Raw genomic sequence first — 22,166 nt, forward strand, 5'->3', positions numbered from 1 at the left:
TTCCACCCCCACGCGGTACACCACCGACCCTGACGAGGCCCCACACCCGGGAAGCCGGGGACCTAAAACCGCCCCCCCCGCCCATCGGGGCCGGCCGCGGCTCCGTCGTTCCGTCAGGCGGTCCGGTTACGGGGCCGCGTGCTCCTCGTTGCTCTTGTCACCCACGGCGCCCGGCGTCCACGGCTTCGCCGTCCGGCCGTTGAGGTCCCACACGACCTCACCCGCGCGTACCGTCAGCTCGGTGACCAGCTTCTCCTTGCCGTCGACCCGCAGGCCGAAGCTGTCCGCGTACCCGAACCTGCCCTTCTCCAGGCCGAAGACCGCGATGTCGGCCGGTGAGCCGACGGACAGATTGCCGAGGTCCTTGCGGCCCAGCGCCTGCGCGGGCTTCCAGGTGGACTCCTCGATGACGTCCTTGAGCGGCTGGCCCATCGTGAGGAACTTGGACATGACGTTCGACATGTCCTTCATGCCCGCGTTCATGCTGTCCGTGTGCAGGTCCGTGGAGATGCTGTCGGGCCAGAAACCTTCCTTCTTGCCCTCCATGGCGACGTTCCAGTCGAAGCTTCCGCCGCCGTGGCCGACGTCGAAGAGGACGCCGCGGTCGCGGCCCGCCTGGAGCGCCGGGTTGAGCTTGCCGTCGTCACCGAGTTCGTGGCGCAGCCCGGAGTAGACGTGGGAGTAGATGTCACCCGGGCGGAGCCTCTTGGTGAGCAGTTCCTCGATGCTCCGCTCCGGGCTGTCCGACCCGAAGTCGATCATCGCGGGCACACCGGCCATCTCGCCGGCCTTCATCGAGCGCTCGACGGGCTCCCAGGAAGGACCGTTGTAGTGGGCCGTCTTGATACCCCTGATGATCTCGGGGTACTTCTTGGCGACCTCGGCGGCCTTCTCCGCGCTCATGTCGCTGAGGTCCTGCTCCTTGTCACCGCCGGCCATGCCCTTGCCGACGATGTTCAGCATCGCCAGCACCCGGGTCTTGGAGGTGTCGATGATGTTCTTCTTGAACAGTTCGAAGTTCTCGGCGCCGGACGAACCGGTGTCGAGTGCCGTGGTCACCCCGGCCCGGAAGGTGAATCCGTCCGGCGGCAGACCGAGCACACCGTTCGCGTAGGCCTCCTGGTCACCCCGGAACAGGTGGGTGTGCATGTCGATGAAGCCGGGGGCCAGGTACTTGCCCTTGATGTCGACCGTCTTCTTGGCGCGGGACGGGTCGATCTTCGATCCGACGGCGGCGATCTTGCCGTCCTTGACGGCGATGTCCATGACCCTGTCGCGGTCGTTCTTGGGGTCGATGACATGACCCCTCCGCAGCAGGAGGTCGTAGGTGACCGCGGACGCCGAGGAGTCCGGGCCCGGTGCCGGGTCGTCCGATGACCGGCCGGTGGCGCTGCTGGCGGCCGACGCGCCCGCCACGAGGGTGAGAACCGCGGGGAGTACGGCCCAGGGGGCCCGTGATCTCAGTGTCATGCCAACCCCAATTTCGTCCGGTGACGCGAAGTACGAGCGGTGGTGGTTCGAGCGGTGCGAGCGGTGGTGAGGTGTGCGGCGGTGGTACGTGCGGTGGTGGGGCTCATCGCACGGCGATGCAGTCGATCTCGACGAGGGAGTCCCCGGGGATACCGGCCTGCGCGGCGATCGTCGTGCGGACGCCGGGCTCGGGACCGAAGCGGCCGAGGAAGACCGCGTTCATCCCGTCGTAGTCGTCGAGGGAGTTGAGGTAGACGTTGACCTTGAGCACCCGGTCCATGGACGACCCGGCGGCTTCGAGGTACTTCTCCACCTCGTTGAGCACATGCTCGGTGTGGGCGGTGATGTCGCCCTCGAAGTGCGCGCCGATGCCCGAGATGAAGACCAGGTCGCCGTAGCTGACGACCGGGCTGAACAGCGGGTTCTCCGGCGGCTCGCCGCCACCCGGGTAGTGGATCTCCTTCTCGGGCTTGTGGCGCTTGCGGTCCTCGGTGGCCTTGACGGCCAGTGCCGGGGTCGCGGCCACGGCGGCCACCACCGGAGCCTTGCGGATGAAGTCCCTGCGGTTCGTCACGCTTCCTCCTTCGTCCGGGTCCGCGCGCGCAGGCGTGGGCACGGAACGTCAATGGACCTGCTGCTGGGGAGAGTTGAGCTGGGAGAGCGGGGGAGAGATCCCGGCCGGGCCGAGACGAGAACGCGGGGCTCAGCCGCCGCGCTCGGCCTTCCATGTGGCCTTCAGGTACTCGCCCATGTTGAGATCACCGCTCATCGAGTCGCCCTTGAGCGTCCCCGTGAACGTGAAGTCGAGCGCGTCACCCGACGATTCGCTGAGCGTGCTGCGCACGGTCACCGTCTTGCCGCTGACCGATCCGGTCGCCTTCCTGGACACGTACTCACCGGTGTGGGTGCCGGTGATCCCGGCGCCGTCCTGCGTGAGTTCCAGCCGGTGCGCGCTCGAACTGCCCGCCAGGTACTCGATGTCGAGCGTCCAGGTGCCGCTCGCGTCGACCGACGGCGGACGCGGCGCGGGGGGCGGCTCGGGCGGGTCGGTGAGAATCCGGACCAGCGCGCCCGCGATGATCTTCTCCTCGCCGGGCTGGAGCATGTACGGCGTGATCGACACACCCGTCCGCGAGGGGTCCTCGCCGCCGGACGCGTTGAGCGCGATACGGGGCTCGGCCTCGTACAGCGTGTCCGTCACGGTCTGGCCCGACACGCCGAGCTTCTTCTCGTTCCAGGTGATCTTGAGCGACGGCGTGCGGTTCGACAGGCCGTCCGGCTGGCTGACCTCCGTCTTCACACTGCCGATCGCGGAGACCCGGCGCGCGATGGACTTCAGCCAGGACTCCCACCGCTCGTACTCGGCGTCATGGTCGCGCCGCACCCACATCTCGACGGCGGCCAGCATCCCCATGGCCTCTTCCTTGCCGACCTTGTAGCCGCGGCCGATGCCGTGGTGGGGCGCGCTGCTGACCCACGCGGCGCGTACGAGATCCTCCCGGCCGAGCAGCAGACCGGCGGACTGCGGGCCGCGGATGGCCTTGCCACCGCTGTAGGCGACCAGATCGGCGCCGCGCTCCAGATGCACGTTGGGGATGGTCAGGATCTCGGCGGCGGCGTCGACCAGCACCGGCACGCCCCTGGGCGCGGCGATGCCGACGACGACGTCCGTGGGGAGTTCGCTCTCGTCGACCCTCGGCCCCGCCATGATGTAGACCAGCGCGGTCCGCGGGCCGATGGCCTGCTCCAGCTCGTCGGGCGTCGACACCTCGACGACCTTCACGCCGACCGCGCTGACCGCGTTCTCGTAGACGTTGCGCGAGTGCGCGGGGATGATCACTTCGGTCTTCTGGAAGCCCGTCAGGTCGGGCAGCCGCACATGCAGATCAGGGTTTCCGCCCGCGACACACGCCGTGGTGGCGTGCGTGAGCGCAGCATGACAACCGGACGCCACCAGGCCGTGCTCGGCCCGGGTGATCTCCGCCAGCCGCTTGCCCACCGCGTCGGCCAGTTCGTCCAGATGCACGTACTGTCTTGCCGCCGCGTCTATCGCGTCCCGCACCTCGGGCAGCATCAGCGAACCGCTGATGATCGTGTACGTGCCGCGTGCGTTGATCAGCGGCCGTACGCCGATCCGCCCGTAGACGTCCTTCGTGGTCTGGCCGGCCGCTGTCGCCGTCCCCCCGGTGGACTGCGCCAGAGCCTCGGTCGCGCCGCCGAGCAATGGCCCCAGGGAGAGGACACCGCCCGCCACCGCACTGCGTTGCAGAATTGCACGACGGGAAAGAGCATTCTTTGACATTCCGGCTCCCGTGTCGCCTTGTGAGTCAATGTGCGGACCACGGTAAGGAGCCGGGAGGCAACTGTTAAGAGCGTCTTCCAGATGACAGTATTCGATTTCCGGATCGGTGTCTGACCTGCGGTTCAGAATAAATCAGGGCCGTGCGTTGAACAATTTACCGGCGGGTTACGTAGGGAATGGGGAGTATCCCGGATTCTGCTTCCGGGAACTGCCTGTAACCGTGTGAACCCGCTATGCGCGAGGCGAAGAACTCCGTCCCGCGGGCCCGGCTCAGGGCGCCGGTTCCACTTCCAGGAAGCGCCGGCGGCGCGGGCCGCGGTAGAGCAGCGCCTCCCAGCCCAGCGGGCCCAGCACGGCGGCGCACGCGGTCAGTCGGCTCTCCTCGTCCTGGGCCGCGCCGCTCCCGTGGGGGCCGAGCCACTCCACCCGTACCGTCCCCGGCCGCTCTCCCGGGGCCACCCGGAATCCCGTGGCCGTTCGCCGTCCTTCGCCGTCGACCGCGGAGGGCGCGATCCCGGCCGCTTCCAGGGCCAGGGCGATGGCGCGGACCGGCTGATTACGCTCCCACGCGGCCGGAACGGCGCCGGGATCGGAAGCCGTGGTGTTGGTCAGCCGGCGGATCTGCGACAGGCCGCCGAAGGCGACCCGGATCTGGGCCGCGCGGACCTCGGGCGGTACGGAGGGCGGCGGGCCGTCGCCGGTCGCGGCTGCGAAACCGCCCGGCCGTTCCGCGTCCGCCCCGTCCGCCCCAGCCGTCATGCCTGAACAGTAGACCCGAACACGGAAAGAGGCCCCGACCGGACGGGGGAGACCGGTCGGGGCCGTTCAGGCGGGGTGCGGACGGCGGTCGCCTCGCGGCGATAGGCTCCACAGGGCTTCAGCCGAACGATCTTCCCTGTGGGCATTTCTTGATGGGGCCCGGGGACACTGTTCCGTCCACACCCACACTGCTCTCAACGGCGACCGGTCGGCGAATGTTCCCGCAATGTTCCGGTCGTCCCGTCGGGCCCGCGGGAGCCGGCCGCCGAGCAGCCGGACCCGGCTCTGCCCGGCCCGGTCACAGGGCCCAGTCCGCCAGGGCCGCCGACGTCCGCGTACGGCCGAACTCCAGCGTGGTCAGGACCGCGTCCGACGGCAGGTCGAAGACGAGCCACCCACGCGCCGCCCGGCCGGCGGCGAGCGGCACGGACCAGGTCATCATCGGGCCCACCGTCAGATCGGCCGACGCGGGCAGCGGCACATGACGGTGGCCGCCGGTGTCCACGGCCGTGAAGCTGTGCCCGACGTCGTACCCGTACGGCCGCGCCCCCGCGTTGCTCACCTCGGCGAGGACGGCGACCCACTTCCTGCCGTCAGGGGCGCCCGCTTTCCTCGCCATGCCCGCCCCGTTCTCCGAGCCCCCGGCGTCCGTGGCGCCCGCGCCCCGGGACGCCTCGTCCACGACGGCCGTCACCGCCAGCGCCAGTATCGGCTCGTCGCGACCGTCGGGATGGTTCACGAGCACGGTGTCGCCCAGCAGTACGGCGGTCCTGGCGGGCCGTACGGTCCGGGCGGTGGTCCGCCCGTCGTCGGACTTCTTGTCGTTCGGCGCGGCTACGCAACCGGTGAGGACGAGGGTGCACGCGGCACCGACGGCGACGGCGAGAACCGTGCGACCGAGGGGGCCCCGCCTCGATGAGCCTGTCATGACCGAATGATGGAGCGCCCGCTTGTGTGCACGGCGCTCATCCGCAGGTGTTTCCAGGACATTTACTGTCCTGATTGGTGCCTACGTTGGAGCCATCGCCCCGGCGTCTCACGAAGGAGTACAGCATGAGCGTTCTCAGCACCAACCAACCTGAGGGCACCCCCACCTGGATGGAGCTCAGGACCCCCGACCGCAAGGGCGCGCTCGCCTTCTACCAGGCACTCTTCGGCTGGGAGTACGAGCCGTACCCGACCGGCGACGCCGGAGGCACCGTCTGTCTGCTGCACGGCCGGCCGGTCGCCGGGATCGTCCCGGACACGGACCGGACCACCGCCGTGTGGACCATGTACTTCGCCACCGACGACTGCGACGACACCGCACGCCGGGTCACCGAGACGGGCGGCCGGCTGATCGAGGCACCGGCCGATCTGGCCGACCACGCCCGTACGGCGGTCGCGGTGGACGCGGTCGGCGCCCGGTTCGGGCTGTGGCAGGGCCGCTCCCGGCTCGGCAGCGAGATCGTGAACGAGCCCGACTCCCTGGTCCGCAACGACCTGATCACCCCCGACCCGGGGCCAGCCCGTGCCTTCTACACCGCGCTGTTCGGCTTCATGCTCGACGGCAACGACGAGGTGCCGGAGCTGGACTTCACCTTCCTGCGCCGCCCCGACGGACACGAGATCGGCGGGATCATCGGCAGCCCCAACGTCCCCACGTCCGCCTGGGGGACGCTGTTCGCCGTGTCCGACGCCGACGCCGTGGCGGAGCGCGCCACCGCGTCCGGCGGATCGTCCACCGAACCCGAGGACACCCCGTACGCCCGCATGGCGACCGTCACCGATCCGGCGGGCGCGGTGTTCTCGGTGGGCAAGGCACCGTAGGGATCACGGTGGCCACGGTCCGCGGACGACCGATGAGTCGCGGGCCCGCCGCCGGTCAGCAACGGGAAATCATTCGTGTGCCGGAGGCCCCCGAGGGAGCCGAGCGGCCGTCAGCAGGAGGAAACATCTATGTCCGGCACGATTCAGCCGATGGTCATCTCGCCCGCGATCGGCCGGCTGCTGGCCTTCTACCAAGGACTGCTCGGCGCCGTGGAGACGTCGCGCACCCCTGACGAAGGAGCGCCGTTCTTCATCAATCTGCGGGTCGGCGACTCCGACCTCGGGCTGGTCTCGGACGCGGACGTCGACCTCGGCGCGGCGCAGCGGATGCTCCTGAGCGTCGCCGTCTCCGACGTGGACGCGCTGCTGCCCCGCGTCGAGGAACTCGGCGGGCAGGTGCTCGGGGCCGCCAACGACATGCCGTGGGGCCAGCGGGTCGCCCACATCAAGGACCCGGACGGCAACACCGTCAATCTCACGCAGCAGATCTGAGACCGCCCACCGCCCACCGGCCGCCTCTACGCGACCCACCGCCCACCGCCCGCCTCCCGTCACCCGCCTGCCCCGCCGTGCCGAGCCGCGCGGACACCGTCGTAGCATCGTCCATATGGACAAGCGCGTACTGGGCAGGACGGGCCGTGAGGTCTCCGTCGTCGGACTGGGCACATGGCAGCTGGGAGCCGACTGGGGTGACGTCGATGAGGCCGACGCCTTCGCCGTCCTGGACGCGGCGCTCGAATCGGGCGTGACCTTCTTCGACACGGCCGACGTGTACGGCGACGGCCGCAGCGAACAGCTCATCGGCCGGTTCCTGAAGGACCGCCCCGACGCCGACGTGTTCGTCGCGACGAAGATGGGCCGTCGGGCCGAGCAGCGTCCCGAGAACTACAGCCTGGACAACTTCCGTACGTGGAACGACCGTTCACGGGCCAACCTCGGCGTGGACACCCTGGACCTGGTCCAGCTGCACTGCCCGCCCATGGCCGTCTACTCCACCGACGCCGTCTTCGACGCGCTCGACACCCTGGTCGCCGAGAAGCGGACAGCGGCCTACGCCGTGAGCGTCGAGACCTGCGCCGAGGCGCTGACGGCGATAGCCAGGCCGGGCGTCGCCTCCGTACAGATCATCCTCAACCCCTTCCGGCTCAAGCCGCTCGAAGAGGTGCTGCCCGCCGCCCGGGAGGCCGGCGTCGGCATCATCGCGCGCGTCCCGCTCGCCTCGGGTCTGCTGTCCGGCAAGTACACGAAGGACACGGTCTTCGCCGCCGACGACCACCGCAGCTACAACCGGCACGGCGAGGCGTTCGACCAGGGCGAGACCTTCTCCGGCATCGAGTACGGCACGGGCCTCGCCGCCGCCGCCGAGTTCGCGGGCCTGGCCCCCGAGGGCGCCACCCCGGCGCAGACCGCGCTGCGCTGGATCGTCCAGCAGCCCGGCGTCAGCAGCGTCATCCCCGGTGCCCGCTCCGTCGGGCAGGCGCGGGCCAACGCCGCCGCGGCCTCTCTTGCGCCGCTGTCGGACACGACGCTCGACGCGGTGAGTGAGCTGTACGACCGCCGAATCCGTGCGGAGATCCACCACCGCTGGTAAGTGCCACGGGACAGCCCCCGTACTTCGTACGAAGGAGACATCCCGTGGCCCTGAGGAGAGAAGAACACGAACAGTCCCTCGTCGAACCGCACATCGCGTCCCTCGCCGTCGACCCCGGCGAGCAGGGCCGGGCGCCGCTCGTCATCATGCGGGACTACGAGCGCGGTCCCGACGGGACCTGGCACGACGGACTTCTGATGGACCTCCTCGCCACCGATCTCACGGAAGCCGGTCCCTTCGAAGCCGATCCCACCGGCGTCATCGGCTGAGCGCGGCGTCGCGGTCGCACTCCAGGGACTTCAGCGCGACCGAGTCGGCCATCGCCTGCATCCCCTTGTCGTTGGGATGCAGATGGTCGCCGTTGTCGAACGTGGGCAGGATCCGCTCCGCGTCGTACGGGCTGCGCACCACCTTGTCGAAGTCCACGACAGCGTCGACCTCCCCGCTGGTGCGGATCCACTCGTTCACCTCGGCACGTACCGCTTCCTCTGCCGGGTCCCACTCCGACCAGCCCTTGAACGGCATGACGGTGGCGCCGACGACACACAGACCCGCCGCGTGCGACCGGTCGATGATCTCGCGGTAACCCGCCGTCAGGGAAGCCGCGGTGACCCCGCTGTGCGACTTGATGTCGTTGACGCCCTCGAACAGGAACACCGTCCGTACCCCGGGCAGCGACAGCACATCACGGTCGAGCCGTTTGAGCGCGCTCTGCGCCGCCCCGTCCGCCAGGACCTGGTTGCCCGAGATCCCCGCGTTCGCCACCCCCTTCACGGTGCTGCCGGCGGAGGCGGCCAGCCGCCGGGCCAGGAAGTCGGGCCAGCGCAGGTTCTTGTCGGTGGTGGACTGCCAGCCGTCCGTGATGGAGTCCCCGAGCGTCACGACGGCGCCCGCCCCGCGGTCCGCGTCCACGGTGACCGCGTCGAGGTAGAACCACGACCCCAGCCGCTCCGTGTACGCCTCGTCCTGTTCCTGGGCCGCGTGGTCGCCACTTGTGGCGTACGACGTCGCGAGCGCCATCCCGTGCCCGGTGGCGGGCCCGCCCGCGTCGCGCACGTACAGACTGACGGCCAGATCGCTCATCGCCGCCACCCTGCCGGGCAGCGGATCGCTGTAGCGGATCTCGCCCGGCGCCAGCGTCACGGACGCCGACCCGTCGAAGCGGAGTTTCCTGTTGCTGCCCGGACGCAGCCGGGCGCCGCTCTCGCGGAGCCCGGCGTAAGCGCTGCCGACGACCAGGGGCCGGTCCCCGAACGCGTTGGAGACCCGGACACGAAGTCCCTTGCCGCCCACGCTCGTTCGCACGATCAGCCGGTAACTCCGGTCGCCGGCCGCCTCACCCATCCGGTCCGCGCTCGCCGCCCAGGTGACGGTGGACTTCGCGGGCGGGGGCGGGGGCGGGACGGCGGCGATGGAGCCGGTGGAGCCGGTGGCCGCCGTGGCGGACGGGACCTGCGCGGGTACGAGCACGATCGCGGCGAGCGTCAGGACTCCGACGAGACCATGGCGTACGGCACGGCGTACGGCCCCGCTCATCCGAAGTGCCGCAACGTGACGCTTCTGCCCGAACGCAGGTCCACGTCGTGCGAGACGCCGCCGGCCGTGACCTTCGTCCTGCGTCCGCCGACACTGCGGATCCTCGCTTCCCGGACCTTCCCGTCCCGCCAGGTCAGATCGACGACGAAACCGCCGCGCGCGCCGATGCCCGTGACCGAACCGGACCGCGCCCAGGCCCCCGGCAGCGCCGGAAGCAGTTCGATATGGCCGGGCCGCGAGTAGAGCAGCATCTCGATCATCGCGGCGGGGGTGCCGAAGTTGGACTCGATCTGGAAGATCCCGCGGCCCTTCTCTACCTCGTAGATGTCGAAGAGGTTCATCGCGGTGCCGTTGGTGCCGTCGACGGACGGCCGCAGATTGTTGACGACCAGTTCGTACGCCTTGTCGGCGTCCTTCAGCCGCGCCCAGCACAGGGCGCGCCAGGCGTTCGCCCAGCCGAAGCTCTCCATCCCACGGGCGGTGAGGAGTTCGGTGGCGCCCTTCACCAGCGCCGCCGGCGAGGCGTCGGGACGGATCCGGTCACCGGGGAACAGGCTGATCAGCGGCGAGAGATGACGGTGTGTCGTCTCGCCCAGGTTGTCGGGGGACATCCACTCCTGGAGCCAGCCGGTCTTCGGGCTGACCTCCGGGAGGTAGAGGCGCTCCTGGAGCCCGGCCACGGTCTTTGCGAACGCGGCGTCCCTGCCGAGGAGTTCACTGGCCTCGCGGTAGTTGATGAACAGGTCGCGGACCACCTCCTGCGCGTAGGTGATGCCCTTCGCGTCCTGCGGGCCGTGCTCCGGGGACCAGTCGTTGTCGGCGACGAGGACCTCTCGGTCCTCGCCCGTCTCCGGGTCCTTGACCGTCATGGTCACCAGCCGGGTCTCCCAGAACTCGCAGGCACCCTTGAGCATCGCGTAGATCTTCTTCACATGCCCGAGGTCCCGCGTGTACTGGTAGTGCTCCCACAGCGTGTTGCACAGCCAGGCGTTGCCCGGCGGGTGCCACCACCAGCCGAGTCCGCCGTAGATGTTCGTCGAGTACGCCACGGTCCACCCGGCGACCTTCCCCGAGGAGTTGCGGAACCGGTTGCGCGGGTCGTTGAAGTGAGCCCGCGTCAGCTCCGACCAGACCGGCAGCTGCGCGAGACAGTAGTCGGTGAACGCGTCGAAGTTGCGTGAGAGCGCGGTGCGGTCGGCCATCCAGTAGTTCATCTGGATGTTGATGTCGGTGTGGTAGTCGCCCATCCAGTCCGGGTCGTTGCCGTCCAGCCAGGGACCCTGGAGCGCGACGGGCAGACCGTCCCGCGAGCTGCTGATCATCAGATAGCGGCCGAACTGGAGGTACAGCGCCTCAAGTTCGGGATCGGGCACATCCTGCTGTGTACGGTGCTTGAGCCGCTCCCAGGTGTCGAGCGCCCGCTGCTCACCCGTGGAGGGTCCGAGCGAGATGCTCATCCCCTCGAACTGGTCGCGGTAGTCGGCGACATGGGTGTGCAGCAGCGTGGTGGCCGAGTGCTGTACGGCGTCCCGCACCTTGGTCCTGGCGAGCGAGGCCGGATCGAGATCCGGGTCGCGGAAGCCGGTGGTGGAGTCGGGGGCGTAGTTCGATCCACCGCTGATGACCACGGTCAGATCGGCGCACCGCGTGAAGACGATCCGCGAGCCGCTCGTGGTGACCGAGCCGCTCCCGCTGCGCGCGGTGACGGCGGCGCCGTACCGCAGGCCGTTGGCGAACTCCGCCCCGAGGAACAGACTTCTCGTCCGGCCGTCCGCCGACGTCGTCTCCCCGTGGGTGCCGTCGAGCGAGATCGTGCCGGTGTAGTGGCCGCCGCCACGCTGCGAGAAATGGACGACGATCGCGTCGTCCGGGTGGCTGGCGAAGACGCGGCGCTCGTACGTGACGCCCGAGCGGACGTAGCCGGAGGTGACCAGGCCCTGGTCGATGTCGAGTTCACGGCGGAAGTCGTTGACCGTGCCCAGATCGTGGTCCGGGATGTCGACGGTCACGTGGGCCAGTTGGGTGAAGCTGCCGAAGTCGGCCCGGCCGTAGGGGAATTGGCCGTCCTGGTCCAGTACGTCGTTGATCCCGCCGGTCCACATCGTGGCGTCGGAGACAAAGAGCAGTTCATTCCCCGGGTCGTTGCCGACGAGCGCGCCGAGGCGCCCGTTGCCGACCGGCAGGGCCCGTTCGAGCATCGTGGACTTCCCGGCCGGCGCGCGGTACCACATACGGGTCGTCGACCCCTCGCCATCGGCGAGCATCGGGTTGGCCGCCGGGCGCTTCGGGGGCGCGGAGGCGGCGAAGGCGGGCAGACCGCCGAGCGCGGTGAGGGCTCCGGCGCCGGCGGCGAGGGAGAGCACACGACGGCGGGTGGGGCTCGGACCGTCGCCGGGGCTCGGGTCGGCGCCGGACCGTGCGGAGGAGTGCGGATGCCGATCGTTCACGGGACAACTCCATTCCTGCGGAAGGGAAGTACGCGGGTCACGTGCCGGGGGCGCGCCCGTGAGGACGCGCCCCCCTGTCGCTCGTACCGGGCCGGGATCAGAGGCGCGGCACGTCGATCTTGTCGATGTCCGGCGAGTAGCCGTCGCCGCTGTCGAAGGTGAGGGTGTTGCTGCCCGCCTTCAGCGTGACCGGCACGCTGATCGAGTCCGCGAGCGACCAGCCGCCGGTGGCCGGGAAGGCCGTCGTGACCGGGGCCTTGCCGTTGGCCGAGACGCCGATCGACCGCGGGTCGCCCGAGGTGTAGGCGACCTTGACCAGATAGCGGCCGGCCTTCTTGACCACGACGTCCGTGAACTGGACCTTGCCGCCGACGTAGAGGTTGCCGACCTTCTTCGTGCCCGAGCACTCCTCGCAGTCCGCGACGGAGGCCGGGCCGGTGAGCACGTTGTCCGGGGACTCCGCCTCGTACGCGTCGGTCTTGAGCTCGGCACCCTGCGGGGTGACGGTGAACAGCCGCGAGCCGTGCGCCGGTACGGCCTGGGTGATGCCGTCCTTGTGCCGGCCGAGGCTCTCGCGGTTCCACACGTCACGTACGGACGCCTGGCCGGTGAAGCCCAGAGCCTGCCAGTCGGCGGTCACCGGCGAGGGGGAGTCACCCTGGTTGAACAGGGCGACGGTGTAGCTGCCGTCGGGGTTCTCGGACGCCCAGACCTGCTCGTCACCGACCGAGGTGATGGGCTTGGCGGGCTTCCCCGGCTGCTGGTTGATCTTCAGCACATCGCGGTTGGTCAGCAGCGACAGACCGTAGTCGTCGAGCTTGGTGAGGTCGTCGCCGCTGTAGAGCGGCGACTTGGCGACGGCCCACAGCGTCATGTAGCTCTGCCGCTCGGCCTTGGTCAGACCGCTCATGTCGGCGTTGCCGACGTTGACCGCGTCGAGGTCGTTCCAGCCGCCGGGCCCGGCGTACCGCGTCCAGCCGGGCGTGTCACGCCAGCGGTCCTCGACCGAGTTCTCCCACGACACAAGGGTGTTGCAGTAGCACTCGACGTCGGTGTCGACGCGCCAGCCGTTGGACGTGGCCTTCCAGTCCTTGGCGTAGTTGATGTCGAGCGACCAGGAGATCTCCAGGTGGATCGGCCGCCCGGTGGACTTGATGGCCTTCTGCCAGGCGGCGACGTCCGAGCGGTTGTCGTAGTTGTCACCGCTCTTGAAGGATCCCGGGCCCACACCGTCGAGCTTCAGGAAGTCGTAACCCCAGTCGGCGATGAGCCGCGCCTGCGAGTCGATGTACTTCTGCGCGCACGGCTTGCTGAAGTCGATCTTGTAGGAGCTGTCCCAGCCGTTGGTCGTCCGCAGATCGCTGTGGACGATGTCCCCGGTGGTGCAGTCGTCGGTGTTCCAGATCTTCAGCTTGCCCTCGCCGTACCCCTCCTTCTCCAGCCCCACGGGAAGGTAGATGCCGGCCTTGAGACCCTTGCTGTGGATACGGTCCGCGACCGCCTTCATCCCGCTCGGGAAGCGCTCGGTGTTGGTCTTCTGGCGCCCGTACTCGTCGAACTCCGGTGTCCAGTCCCAGCCACGCCACCAGCCGGCGTCGATGTTGATGTACTCGTATCCGTACTTCTTGAGCTTCGAGGCCAGTGCGTCCGTCTGCTTGTTCACATTGGCTTCGGTGAGATAGCTGTAGTTGCCGTTGGGGTTCACCCCCGGATACGAGGTGGTCTGGAGGCTCCAGCTGCTCCAGCCCATGTAGGGCTTCTCGGCGACGGCGTTCTCGCCGGTGGTGGTCGCGGCCGTGGCCGTGGCGTTCGCCGGGCCGGCCGACGCCGGTGCCCGGTCGGGGAGTTGGGCCTGGGCCGTGGCCGGCACGGCGACCGCCAGGCCGGCCGTGACGGCCAGGACGAGCGCGGCGCGCATGGTTCTCGCGACGGTGCGAGCGGGTGGGCGCATGGGAGGGAGCCTCCTGCTTTCTCGTGATGGGGAGGAGCGGGGGTGGGCGGGGTGGGGGATGGCAGAGGGGGCGCGGCTATTTGCCGGCGCCGATCGTCAGACCGCTGATGAACTGGCGCTGGAGCGCGAAGTACACGATCAGCGTGGGAATCGCGGTCATCAGCGCGCCGGCCGCGATGAGGTTGGGATTCGTGAAGTACTGCCCCTCCAGGCTTGCGAGCGCGGAGGTGACGGGACGCTTGTCACCGGTCTCGATGAGCACGAGCGGCCAGAAGAAGTCGTTGTAGATCCAGATCGACTCCAGCGTCGCGAGCGCGGCGAACGCCGGGCGGCACAGCGGCAGCACGATCTGGAAGAACTGCCGCCACACGGGCGCGCCGTCCACGAGCGCGGCTTCGGTGATCTCCTTCGGGATCGTCTTCATGTAGTTGCTCAGCACGAAGGTGCAGAAGCCGCACTGGTAGGCGATATGGATGACGATGACGCCCCAGTAGGAGTTGTAGAGCAGATACGAGTCGCTCATCCAGCCGGGCAGGTTCCACTGGAGATAGAGCCGGTACAGCGGGGTGATGAGCACCTGGGCGGGGAGCAGATTGCCCGCGGTGAACAGCATCAGCAGCGCGATGTTCCAGCGGAAGTCGAAGCGCGACACGTAGAAGGCGACCGCCGCGGAGAAGAACAGGGTGCCGAGCACGGCCGGCACGGTGACGAGCACCGAGTTCCAGAAGAAGTGCGCGAGACCCGACTGCGCCCAGGCGTCGGTGAAGTTCTCCAGGCTCAGCCCGCTGGGCCAGGAGAGATAACCGTTCTTCGCGGTGTCCTCGTACGGCCGCAGCGAGGTGTAGACCGCCCACAGCAGCGGGACCAGCCACAGCAGGGAGATACCGGCGAGGAAGAGATGACGGCCGGTCTGACGGCGCGGGCGTGAGCGCTTCCCGGGAGGTGTGCCGTGCGGTGCCCGTGGCCGGGCGGCCGGAGGTGTGGCGGTCGCGGTCACTCCTCCTCCTTGTCCTTGCGGAAGTTCTGTACGAGGAAGGTGCAGATGGCGGTCAGCGAGACCAGCAGCATGATCACCGCGATGGCCGAGCCGTAGCCGATATGGCTGGTCTCGCCGACGATGTTGTCGGTGATCAGCAGGGAGAGAAGCTCCATACCGGGCTTGCTGCCGATGCCGCCGCCGAGGACGTACACGATGTCGAAGGCGCGCAGTGACTCCATCGCCGTGACGACGAGGATGACGATGTTGACCGGCTTCAGCGCGGGGAAGACCACGCGCAGGAAGGTCTGCCGCCCGTTGGCGCCGTCGAGCGCGGCGGCCTCCTTGAGGGCGGGGTCGAAGCCTTTGAGCCCGGCCAGATAGAGGATCATGATGTAGCCGGTGTGCCGCCACGCGGACGCCACGAGCACGGCCCACAGATTGAGATCGGGATCGCCGAGCCAGTCGATGTGGGTGCCGGGCGAGACACTGCCGATGATGCCGTTGAGCAGACCGTTGTCCGGGTTGTAGATGATCTCCCAGATCAGTCCCACGACCGCGAGGGACAGCACCATGGGCAGGAAGATCGCGGTCTGGTAGATCCGGGTGAAGCGGATCTTCCGGTCCAGCTGGTACGCGAGGAAGATGCCGAACGGCGTCGGCAGCAGCGCGGTGAACAGCAGCCAGATGACGTTGTGCTGGACGGCCGGCCAGAACGGCGGGTAATTCGTGAAGATCTCACGGTAGTTGGCCCAGCCGATCCAGTCGATGCCGGACAGCGACAGGCCGTCCCAACTGGTGAAGGAGAGCGCGAGCGAGGCGAGCGCGGGCAGCCAGACGAAGATCAGCAGGGCCAGCAGCGGTACGCCGACGATGACGCCGAGGAACAGCCGGTCGCGCAGGCCGAGCCGGCGCGGCCTGCGCCGGCGGGCCGGCTGGGCGGGCACGGCCGGCGCGACCGGTTCCTCCGGTGCTTTGAGTGTGGAAGTCATAGGGGTGGGCGTCCCTCGGGCGGGTCGGCGGGTGGCGGCTCGGGTGTGGGGACGGGATCAGCCGGAGAAGAAGCGCGCGCGCTGCGACTCGATCTTCTTCAGCGTGGCCGCACCGTCGTCCGGGTGGCCGAGCCACTGCGTCAGACCGGGCAGGACAACGGTCGAGATGAACCCGGGGTCGCTGTCCCGGTCGCCGAACTGTGTGATGTGCTCGGCCGCGCCGATCAGCTCGGCCGACTTCTTCTGCAGCGCGTTGTATGTGCTGGTGTCGGCCTTGCTGTGGACGGCGACATTGCTCGGGTCGACGCCCATGTAGATGCCCTCGGCCTCCGGGCTGCCCAGGAACTCCAGGAACTTGCGCGCGCCTTCGGCGTTCTTGGGCTTGCGGCTGAGCATGAACCCGTCCGTCGGCGCCTCGACGGTGTCCATGCCGTGCGCCGGGTCGATCTCCGGGAACGGGAAGAAGTCGATGTCCTCGCGCAGCGTCTGATCGGTGATCTGCTGGCCGAGGAAGAGCCCGATGACGGCCATGCCGGACTTCTTGTCGAGCAGCGACTGGGCCGCGTCCTGCCATGAACGCCCGCCGGCGCCCGGCTGGTAGTACGGGGCGAGTTCCCGCCACAGGTCGAGCACGGTGCTCATGCGCCGGTCGCTCCACGCGACGTCGCCGCGCATCAGCTCCATGTGGAAGTCGTAGCCGTTCGCACGGAGGTTCAGATAGTCGAAGGCGCCGAGGATGGACCAGCTGTCGCCGCCGCCGTACCCGGAGGCGATCGGCGAGAGCCCGTCCTTCTTCATCCTCTTGGCCAGCGCGACGAACTGCGCCCACGTGGCGGGCGGCGTGTAACCGCGCTCCTTGAAGACGCTCTTACGGTAGAAGACGGCCCACGGGTAGTTGTAGAGGGGTACGAAGTAGTACTTGCCGTCGCTGCCCCTGGAGAGCTGCTTCGCGGCCTCGCTGAACCCGGAGCCGATGGTCTCCCACACGTCGTCGACGGGACTGGCGAGCTTCTTCTCCGCGAAGTACTGCATGCGGTAGCCGGCGAACCAGGTGAAGGTGTCGTCCGGAGTGCCCTGGAGATAGCTGGAGATGCTCTTCTGGAAGGTGTCGTGGTCGACCGTGTTGGTCTTGACCTTCAGGTCACTGTCCTTGGTGAAGGCCTCGATCACCGCCGCGTACGCCTTCTTGGGCGTGGCGTCGGCGCCGTTGGAGCCGAACGTCACGGTCTTCGGGTCGGCGGCCGGCGGGCCGCCGCCGCACGCCGCCAGGGTGGGCCCGGCGAGTGCGGCCGCTCCGACCCCCATCAGTCCGTTGACGACGCTGCGTCGTCTGGGACCACCGGCTCCGGGTATGCGGCTCTGCTGCGTCATCGCTTCTCCTAGAAGGTGTCGGACCCGATGAAGGTCTGTATCGCGGTGGCCGCGGCCCCGCGCGCCCACTCTTCGAAAGCCAGCGGACGTGTGATCACGTCGCACTGATCGGCGGTACTGAAAGCGGTCGCGGAGAACGCTTCCTTGATCTGGGCGGCGAACAGGTCGTACGCCGCGAGCCCTTCGCCCGAGATGATCACGCGCTCGGGGCCGAGCAGATTCACCACGCTGCCGATCGCCCGGCCGATCGCGGCGCCCGCGTCCGCGTACGCCTCGCGGGCCACCGGGCTGCCGCCGTGCGCCAGTTCGAGTGCTTGGGCGGGGCCGGCCAGCGGCTCGCCCGTGTCACGCCGGATACGGCGCACGATGGCCGAGTCCGATGCGATCGCCTCCACGCAGCCGTGGTTGCCGCAGTGGCAGAGCGGCCCTCGCGGGTCGATCGACAGATGTCCGATCTCACCGGCCACGCCGTGCGCCCCGGCGACCACTCGCCCGTTGACCACGAGCCCGCAGCCGATCCCGGCGCCGACGGTGACCAGCGCGAAGTTGGAGAGTCCCACCCCGGCGCCGAACCACTGCTCGGCGACAGTCAGCGCCCGTACGTCGTTGTCCACCGTGACGGGCAGCCCGGTCAGCGCGGTCGTGAGCTCGGCGAGGGCGATGTCACGCCAGTCGAGGAAGGGGGAGTAGCGGACAACTCCCGCCGCCCGGTCCACATCTCCGGACACGGCGACCGCGAGACCCTGCACCGGGACGCCGAACCCCTCGGCCTCCGTCCTCAACTCGGCCGTCAGCTCGGCGATCACGGCGATCACGGCGGCGGGCTCACGGCTGGTGAGTGGTACGTGCCGGGCCAGCCGGATCCGGCAGCAGAGGTCCGCCAGGACCGCGATCACCTCGTCGGCCGTCACTTTCACGCCGATGAACAGAGCCCTGCCGCCGTCCACCCGCACCGGGTTGGCCGGCCGGCCGACAGCGGGCGGAGCGCTCTCGTCCGCGGCCTCGACGAAGTATCCGGCCGCCATGAGCGGGCGTACGGCCTTGGTGACCGCGGCCGACGAGAGCCCGGTGCGCCGGGAGAGCTCCACCCGCGAGAGCGGGCCCTGGGAGAGCACGGTGGTGAAGACCAAGGAGGCGGCGGGTGTGGCCGCCGGAAAGGCCTCCACCTGGTCGGTCGTTGACATGGCCGGAAACGTAGGTGAGTTAATTTCCTCTGTCAATAAAAAAAGCAGGAACCCTGTGAAGTAGAAGTTGATCAACCTCTCTCCGGAGAAAAGTTCGCCGGAGCAGGGCACTTGACAGCGGATCAAAGGGCGGGATTGGCTACCAGCCGTCACAGTGCTGCCCCCGAACGTAAGGATCTCCATGCCCCAGATCTCCTACGCCCCGGACGCCGCCCTGTGGTTGCTCAGCACTCCGCGCACCTCCTACGCGGTGCGGACCGACAGCAGCGGCGCGCCACGTCATGTGGCCTGGGGCGGCAGGCTGACCCTGGACGAGGCACGGGAGATCGCGGCGCGGCCCCACCCGGTGGACCGCGAGGCCAACAGCTTCGAGGGCCGCCCGCCGGTCGGCGAGGAACTGCCCGTCGACGGCGGCGCCCGCTACGGCGTGCCCTCGCTCCAGGTCCGGTTCGCCGACGGTACCCGCGCCGTCGAATGGGCGGCGCTCGGCCACGACATCCGCGAAACCCCAGGCGGGGCTGCCGAGTTGGACCTGCTCTTCCGCGACAGGCACTATCCGCTCGACATCACCCTGCACTACCGCGTGCACCACGACAGCGACGTGATCGAGCGCTGGACGACCCTGCGCAACACCGGCACCGACGACATCGTCGTGCTGCGCGCCGACTCGGCGGCCTGGACCCTGCCGCCGCGCACGGACTACCGGCTCAGCCATGTCACGGGCCAGTGGGCCGCCGAGACCCAACTGCGCCGCGAGAGACTGCCGTTCGGCGAGACCGTGCTGACCAGCCGGCGCGGCATCACCAGCCACCACCTCAACCCGTGGGTCATGCTGGACGACGGCGGCGCGACCGAGGACCACGGCCAGATCTGGAGCGCCGCCCTCGCCTGGAGCGGCAGTTGGCGCATCACCGCCCAACGCACCTCCGACGGCCGGGCCGGCTTCACCGGCGGCGCCGGACACGACTCCACCACCCTGCGCCTGGGCGCCGGACAGACGCACATCACACCGCGCTTCGCCGGGCTCCACACCGAGGGCGGCTTCGGCGCGGCGAGCCGGGCCTGGCACGCGTACACCCGCGCGCATGTCCTGCCACACCCCGGCGAGCTGCGCCCCGTGCTCTACAACTCCTGGGAGGCCACCGGCTTCGACATCGACGAGAAGCGCCAGATGGCCCTGGCGGCGCGGGCCGCCCAACTGGGCGCCGAGCTCTACGTGATGGACGACGGCTGGTTCGGCGCGCGGCGCGGCGACCGGGCCGGACTCGGCGACTGGACGCCGTCACCCGACCGGTTCCCCAAGGGACTTGGGCCACTCGCCGACGAGGTGCACCGCCTCGGCATGCTCTTCGGTCTCTGGGTGGAGCCGGAGATGGTCAACGCCGACAGCGACCTCTACCGCGCGCACCCCGACTGGATCCTGCACTTCCCGCACCGTACGCGCACCGAACTACGCAACCAGCTCGTGCTCAACTTCGCCAGGGACGACGTCGCCGACTGGGCGTACGAGTGGCTCACCGCACTCGTCGCGGACAACGGCATCGACTTCCTGAAATGGGACATGAACCGCCCCTTCAGCGAGGCGGGACCCGGCGGCGTCGGCCCGGACGGCGACGACCGTCTGTGGAGCGCGTACGTGCACAACCTCTACCGCGTCATCGACCGGCTGCGCGCCGACCATCCCGCGCTGCGCATCGAGGCGTGCAGCGGCGGCGGCGGGCGCGTGGACCTCGGCATTCTGTCCCGTACCGACCAGGCATGGCCGTCCGACAACACCGACGCGGCCGACCGCGTCGGCATCCAGCACGGCTACAGCCAGCTCTACCCGGCGTCGACCATGGCCGCCTGGGTCACCGACGTACCCAACGAACTCACCGCGCGGACCGTGCCGTTGGCCTTCCGCTTCCATGTCGCGATGGCCGGGGTGCTGGCCGTCGGCGGGGATCTGACCCGCTGGCCGGACGAGGAGATCGCGGAGGCGGCCGGGTTCGTGGGCGCGTACAAACAGGTCCGCCATCTGGTCCAGCACGGTGTCCAGCACCGGCTGCGGGGACCGGTCGACGACGGCCCGGCAGTCGTGCAGTACACGTCGCCCGACCGGGCCGAGGCCCTGGTGCTCGCCTGGCAGCGGGCGCCGCGCCGGGGGCGCCCCGAGCTGCCCGTCCATCTCGCCGGGCTCGAACCGGGCGCGGTCTACCGGGACGTGGCGACGGGGGTGCGCCACCACGCGACGGTGCTCATCGAGCACGGACTGCCGCTGGAGCTGCCGGCCGGTGACTGGGCCAGCACCGCGATCCATCTGATGCGCGTGTCGTCCTGACGCCGTCGGGGTCCTGATACGCACCGCGCCTCGCCGTCGCGTATCAGGACTTCGACATGGCGCGCAGGCCCCGGTCGGCGAAGGAGATCAGCCAGTCGAAGCTCTCGTCGATGTCGGTGCTCCACTGGAAGCCGTTGGCCGCCTGGAGGGTGGCGAAGCCGTGGCAGAGGCTGCGGAGCATACGCAGCGCGTGGTTCACGTCCGACTCCGCTATGTCGTAGCCGCGCAGGACCGCCATGAACGAGCCGAGCAGCCGTTCACTCGCGGCGGCCATCGGATCGTCGGGGCCGGTCGGTTCCACGCCGACCGTCGCCGCGTACCGGCCGTGGTGTTCCAGTACGAAGGCGCGGAAGGCGCGCGCCGCGGCGGCGAGGGCGTCGCGGCCGGCGTACCCCTGGACCGCGATGCCCACGGCGTCGGCGGCCTCGCTCGACGCCAGTACCGCGATGCGCCGGTTGAGGTCCTCCTGGCCGCCCACGTGCTTGTAGAGGGACGGGGTACGTACGCCCAGCCGCTCGGCCAGCAGCCCCATCGTCAGGTGGGCGAGGCCCACCTCGTCGGCGAGGGCGGCGCCGGCCGCGACCACGGCCGCCGGGTCAAGACCCGCCCTAGGCACGCGCGGCGTCCGAGCGGAGGAAGTCGAGCGTGAGCGAGACGACCTGGTCGGGGAACTGATCGTGCGGGTAGTGCCCGGCGCCCTCGATCATCTCCAGGCGGCCGAGGCCGGACGGCAGGGCGTCGACGATCGCCGAACCCTCGGCGTGCGGGTCGGCCCAGTCGGGATCGAGCGTGCCCATCACGACCAGAACGGGACAGCGGACATTGCCGAGCTGTGCGCCCGCGTCGGTCGGGGCGCTGCGGCCCATGCCCTGGAGGGCCTTCATCCTGCCCGGTTCGCGCAGCAGGGACTCGATGCGGCCGAGCCGCTCGGGCCAGTCGGCCGGCTTCGTACCGGGGTAGGCCACGTCGAGGTACGAGCGCCAGAGCGGCACGCTGCCGAACGCCCCGGTGCCGAGCAGCCGAAGCATGCCCTGCCGGAAACGCCTCACCCGCAGGTCGCCGACGCGGATCGACTGCTTGCGGGTGAACGGCGCCAGCTCGACGACCGCGGTGATCAGCGAGGGCCCCTGTGCCGCCGCGACGGTGGCGGCGCCGCCGGAGATCGAGTGGCCGACGAGCACGGCCGGGCCGCCCAGGTGGCGGACCAGGGCAAGCAGATCACCGGCGATGGCGGTGCGGCTCCAGGCCGGCCAGCCGGCGCTGGACTCGCCGCAGCCGCGCAGATCGACGGCGGCGACCCGGTGGCCGGCCGCCACCAGGCGCGGGATCACGGTGCGGTAGGCGGCACGGCTGTCACCCATGCCGTGCGCGAGAACGATCAGTGGGCCGGAGCCGGCCACCTCGTAAGCGAGGGTGCCGCCGTCGACGGCGAGGTACTCGGTCATGACATCTCCAAAT

The 22,166-nt window shown here is 69.6% G+C and carries 19 protein-coding genes; 5 read left to right on the forward strand and 14 right to left on the reverse strand.

What is annotated here, in order from left to right:
• Positions 1-126 precede the first annotated feature (126 nt).
• From ACFWV8_RS13945 to ACFWV8_RS13965, 5 genes are all read right to left on the reverse strand, one after another.
• Complete coding sequence (locus ACFWV8_RS13945) at positions 127-1,470, reverse strand: amidohydrolase/deacetylase family metallohydrolase (protein WP_384200768.1); 1,344 nt, start codon at positions 1,468-1,470, stop codon at positions 127-129.
• A gap of 103 nt (positions 1,471-1,573) precedes the next feature.
• Positions 1,574-2,044 carry a RidA family protein gene (locus ACFWV8_RS13950; RefSeq protein ID WP_329391702.1) on the reverse strand — a complete coding sequence of 157 codons (471 nt, stop codon included), beginning with the start codon at positions 2,042-2,044 and terminating at the stop codon, positions 1,574-1,576.
• A 129-nt stretch (positions 2,045-2,173) separates the two neighbouring features.
• Positions 2,174-3,772 carry an aminotransferase class V-fold PLP-dependent enzyme gene (locus tag ACFWV8_RS13955; protein ID WP_384200770.1) on the reverse strand — a complete coding sequence of 533 codons (1,599 nt, stop codon included), beginning with the start codon at positions 3,770-3,772 and terminating at the stop codon, positions 2,174-2,176.
• Positions 3,773-4,042: 270 nt separating this feature from the next.
• Positions 4,043-4,531 (reverse strand): hypothetical protein, encoded by a 489-nt coding sequence (locus tag ACFWV8_RS13960; RefSeq protein ID WP_384200772.1) that lies wholly within the window; start codon positions 4,529-4,531, stop codon positions 4,043-4,045.
• A gap of 298 nt (positions 4,532-4,829) precedes the next feature.
• Positions 4,830-5,459, reverse strand: a complete 630-nt coding sequence (locus ACFWV8_RS13965) for a hypothetical protein (protein ID WP_384200774.1) — start codon at positions 5,457-5,459, stop codon at positions 4,830-4,832.
• A gap of 125 nt (positions 5,460-5,584) precedes the next feature.
• On the opposite strand from ACFWV8_RS13965, the gene ACFWV8_RS13970 reads away from it, so the two are divergent.
• The 4 genes from ACFWV8_RS13970 (at position 5,585) to ACFWV8_RS13985 (ending at position 8,200) form a co-directional block, all read left to right on the forward strand.
• On the forward strand, positions 5,585-6,340 hold the full coding sequence (locus tag ACFWV8_RS13970; protein WP_384200776.1) for a VOC family protein: 756 nt from the start codon (positions 5,585-5,587) through the stop codon (positions 6,338-6,340).
• Between the two features lie 129 nt (positions 6,341-6,469).
• A complete protein-coding gene (locus tag ACFWV8_RS13975) occupies positions 6,470-6,832 on the forward strand; it encodes a VOC family protein (RefSeq protein WP_384200778.1) in 363 nt (120 codons plus the stop codon).
• Positions 6,833-6,947: 115 nt separating this feature from the next.
• The gene (locus ACFWV8_RS13980; RefSeq protein ID WP_384200780.1) at positions 6,948-7,931 is read left to right on the forward strand and encodes an aldo/keto reductase; all 984 of its coding nucleotides are present in this window, start codon (positions 6,948-6,950) and stop codon (positions 7,929-7,931) included.
• Between the two features lie 44 nt (positions 7,932-7,975).
• Positions 7,976-8,200: a hypothetical protein gene (locus ACFWV8_RS13985; RefSeq protein WP_384200782.1), complete on the forward strand. Its 225-nt coding sequence runs from the start codon at positions 7,976-7,978 to the stop codon at positions 8,198-8,200.
• Here the strand turns inward: ACFWV8_RS13985 and ACFWV8_RS13990 are convergent.
• The 7 genes from ACFWV8_RS13990 to ACFWV8_RS14020 form a co-directional block, all read right to left on the reverse strand.
• Positions 8,190-9,467, reverse strand: a complete 1,278-nt coding sequence (locus tag ACFWV8_RS13990) for an SGNH/GDSL hydrolase family protein (protein ID WP_384200784.1) — start codon at positions 9,465-9,467, stop codon at positions 8,190-8,192. The genes ACFWV8_RS13985 and ACFWV8_RS13990 overlap by 11 nt on opposite strands.
• Complete coding sequence (locus ACFWV8_RS13995; RefSeq protein WP_384200980.1) at positions 9,464-11,830, reverse strand: glycoside hydrolase N-terminal domain-containing protein; 2,367 nt, start codon at positions 11,828-11,830, stop codon at positions 9,464-9,466. The genes ACFWV8_RS13990 and ACFWV8_RS13995 overlap by 4 nt, the downstream gene beginning before the upstream one ends.
• Before the next feature lie 181 nt (positions 11,831-12,011).
• Positions 12,012-13,865, reverse strand: a complete 1,854-nt coding sequence (locus tag ACFWV8_RS14000; protein WP_384200785.1) for an alpha-galactosidase D — start codon at positions 13,863-13,865, stop codon at positions 12,012-12,014.
• 76 nt (positions 13,866-13,941) lie between these two features.
• On the reverse strand, positions 13,942-14,862 hold the full coding sequence (locus ACFWV8_RS14005) for a carbohydrate ABC transporter permease (RefSeq protein WP_384200787.1): 921 nt from the start codon (positions 14,860-14,862) through the stop codon (positions 13,942-13,944).
• Positions 14,859-15,833, reverse strand: a complete 975-nt coding sequence (locus tag ACFWV8_RS14010; protein WP_384200789.1) for a carbohydrate ABC transporter permease — start codon at positions 15,831-15,833, stop codon at positions 14,859-14,861. The genes ACFWV8_RS14005 and ACFWV8_RS14010 overlap by 4 nt, the downstream gene beginning before the upstream one ends.
• A 57-nt stretch (positions 15,834-15,890) precedes the next feature.
• Positions 15,891-17,204, reverse strand: coding sequence for an ABC transporter substrate-binding protein (locus tag ACFWV8_RS14015; protein ID WP_384200791.1), 1,314 nt, complete (start codon positions 17,202-17,204; stop codon positions 15,891-15,893).
• Positions 17,205-17,212: 8 nt separating this feature from the next.
• Complete coding sequence (locus tag ACFWV8_RS14020) at positions 17,213-18,388, reverse strand: ROK family protein (protein ID WP_384200793.1); 1,176 nt, start codon at positions 18,386-18,388, stop codon at positions 17,213-17,215.
• A 181-nt stretch (positions 18,389-18,569) separates the two neighbouring features.
• On the opposite strand from ACFWV8_RS14020, the gene ACFWV8_RS14025 reads away from it, so the two are divergent.
• Positions 18,570-20,708, forward strand: a complete 2,139-nt coding sequence (locus ACFWV8_RS14025; RefSeq protein ID WP_384200795.1) for an alpha-galactosidase — start codon at positions 18,570-18,572, stop codon at positions 20,706-20,708.
• Between the two features lie 43 nt (positions 20,709-20,751).
• Here the strand turns inward: ACFWV8_RS14025 and ACFWV8_RS14030 are convergent, their stop codons facing one another.
• Positions 20,752-21,294, reverse strand: coding sequence for a TetR/AcrR family transcriptional regulator (locus ACFWV8_RS14030; protein ID WP_384200982.1), 543 nt, complete (start codon positions 21,292-21,294; stop codon positions 20,752-20,754).
• Positions 21,295-21,316: 22 nt separating this feature from the next.
• A complete protein-coding gene (locus ACFWV8_RS14035; protein ID WP_384200797.1) occupies positions 21,317-22,153 on the reverse strand; it encodes an alpha/beta fold hydrolase in 837 nt (278 codons plus the stop codon).
• Between the last annotated feature and the right edge of the window lie 13 nt (positions 22,154-22,166).

The sequence above is a fragment of the Streptomyces sp. NPDC058665 genome, from assembly GCF_042714995.1.
Taxonomy (GTDB): Bacteria; Actinomycetota; Actinomycetes; order Streptomycetales; family Streptomycetaceae; genus Streptomyces.

Bases quoted from the DNA above. Each gene is read 5' to 3' on its own strand.
- ACFWV8_RS13955 (WP_384200770.1), bottom strand. From the start codon at position 3,772: ATGTCAAAGAATGCTCTTTCCCGTCGTGCAATTCTGCAACGCAGTGCG.
- ACFWV8_RS14010 (WP_384200789.1), bottom strand. From the start codon at position 15,833: ATGACTTCCACACTCAAAGCACCGGAGGAACCGGTCGCGCCGGCCGTG.
- ACFWV8_RS13965 (WP_384200774.1), bottom strand. From the start codon at position 5,459: ATGACAGGCTCATCGAGGCGGGGCCCCCTCGGTCGCACGGTTCTCGCC.
- ACFWV8_RS13990 (WP_384200784.1), bottom strand. From the start codon at position 9,467: ATGAGCGGGGCCGTACGCCGTGCCGTACGCCATGGTCTCGTCGGAGTC.
- ACFWV8_RS14025 (WP_384200795.1), top strand. From the start codon at position 18,570: ATGCCCCAGATCTCCTACGCCCCGGACGCCGCCCTGTGGTTGCTCAGC.
- ACFWV8_RS13970 (WP_384200776.1), top strand. From the start codon at position 5,585: ATGAGCGTTCTCAGCACCAACCAACCTGAGGGCACCCCCACCTGGATG.
- ACFWV8_RS13975 (WP_384200778.1), top strand. From the start codon at position 6,470: ATGTCCGGCACGATTCAGCCGATGGTCATCTCGCCCGCGATCGGCCGG.
- ACFWV8_RS13945 (WP_384200768.1), bottom strand. From the start codon at position 1,470: ATGACACTGAGATCACGGGCCCCCTGGGCCGTACTCCCCGCGGTTCTC.
- ACFWV8_RS13960 (WP_384200772.1), bottom strand. From the start codon at position 4,531: ATGACGGCTGGGGCGGACGGGGCGGACGCGGAACGGCCGGGCGGTTTC.
- ACFWV8_RS14015 (WP_384200791.1), bottom strand. From the start codon at position 17,204: ATGACGCAGCAGAGCCGCATACCCGGAGCCGGTGGTCCCAGACGACGC.
- ACFWV8_RS13980 (WP_384200780.1), top strand. From the start codon at position 6,948: ATGGACAAGCGCGTACTGGGCAGGACGGGCCGTGAGGTCTCCGTCGTC.
- ACFWV8_RS14020 (WP_384200793.1), bottom strand. From the start codon at position 18,388: ATGTCAACGACCGACCAGGTGGAGGCCTTTCCGGCGGCCACACCCGCC.
- ACFWV8_RS14000 (WP_384200785.1), bottom strand. From the start codon at position 13,865: ATGCGCCCACCCGCTCGCACCGTCGCGAGAACCATGCGCGCCGCGCTC.
- ACFWV8_RS14035 (WP_384200797.1), bottom strand. From the start codon at position 22,153: ATGACCGAGTACCTCGCCGTCGACGGCGGCACCCTCGCTTACGAGGTG.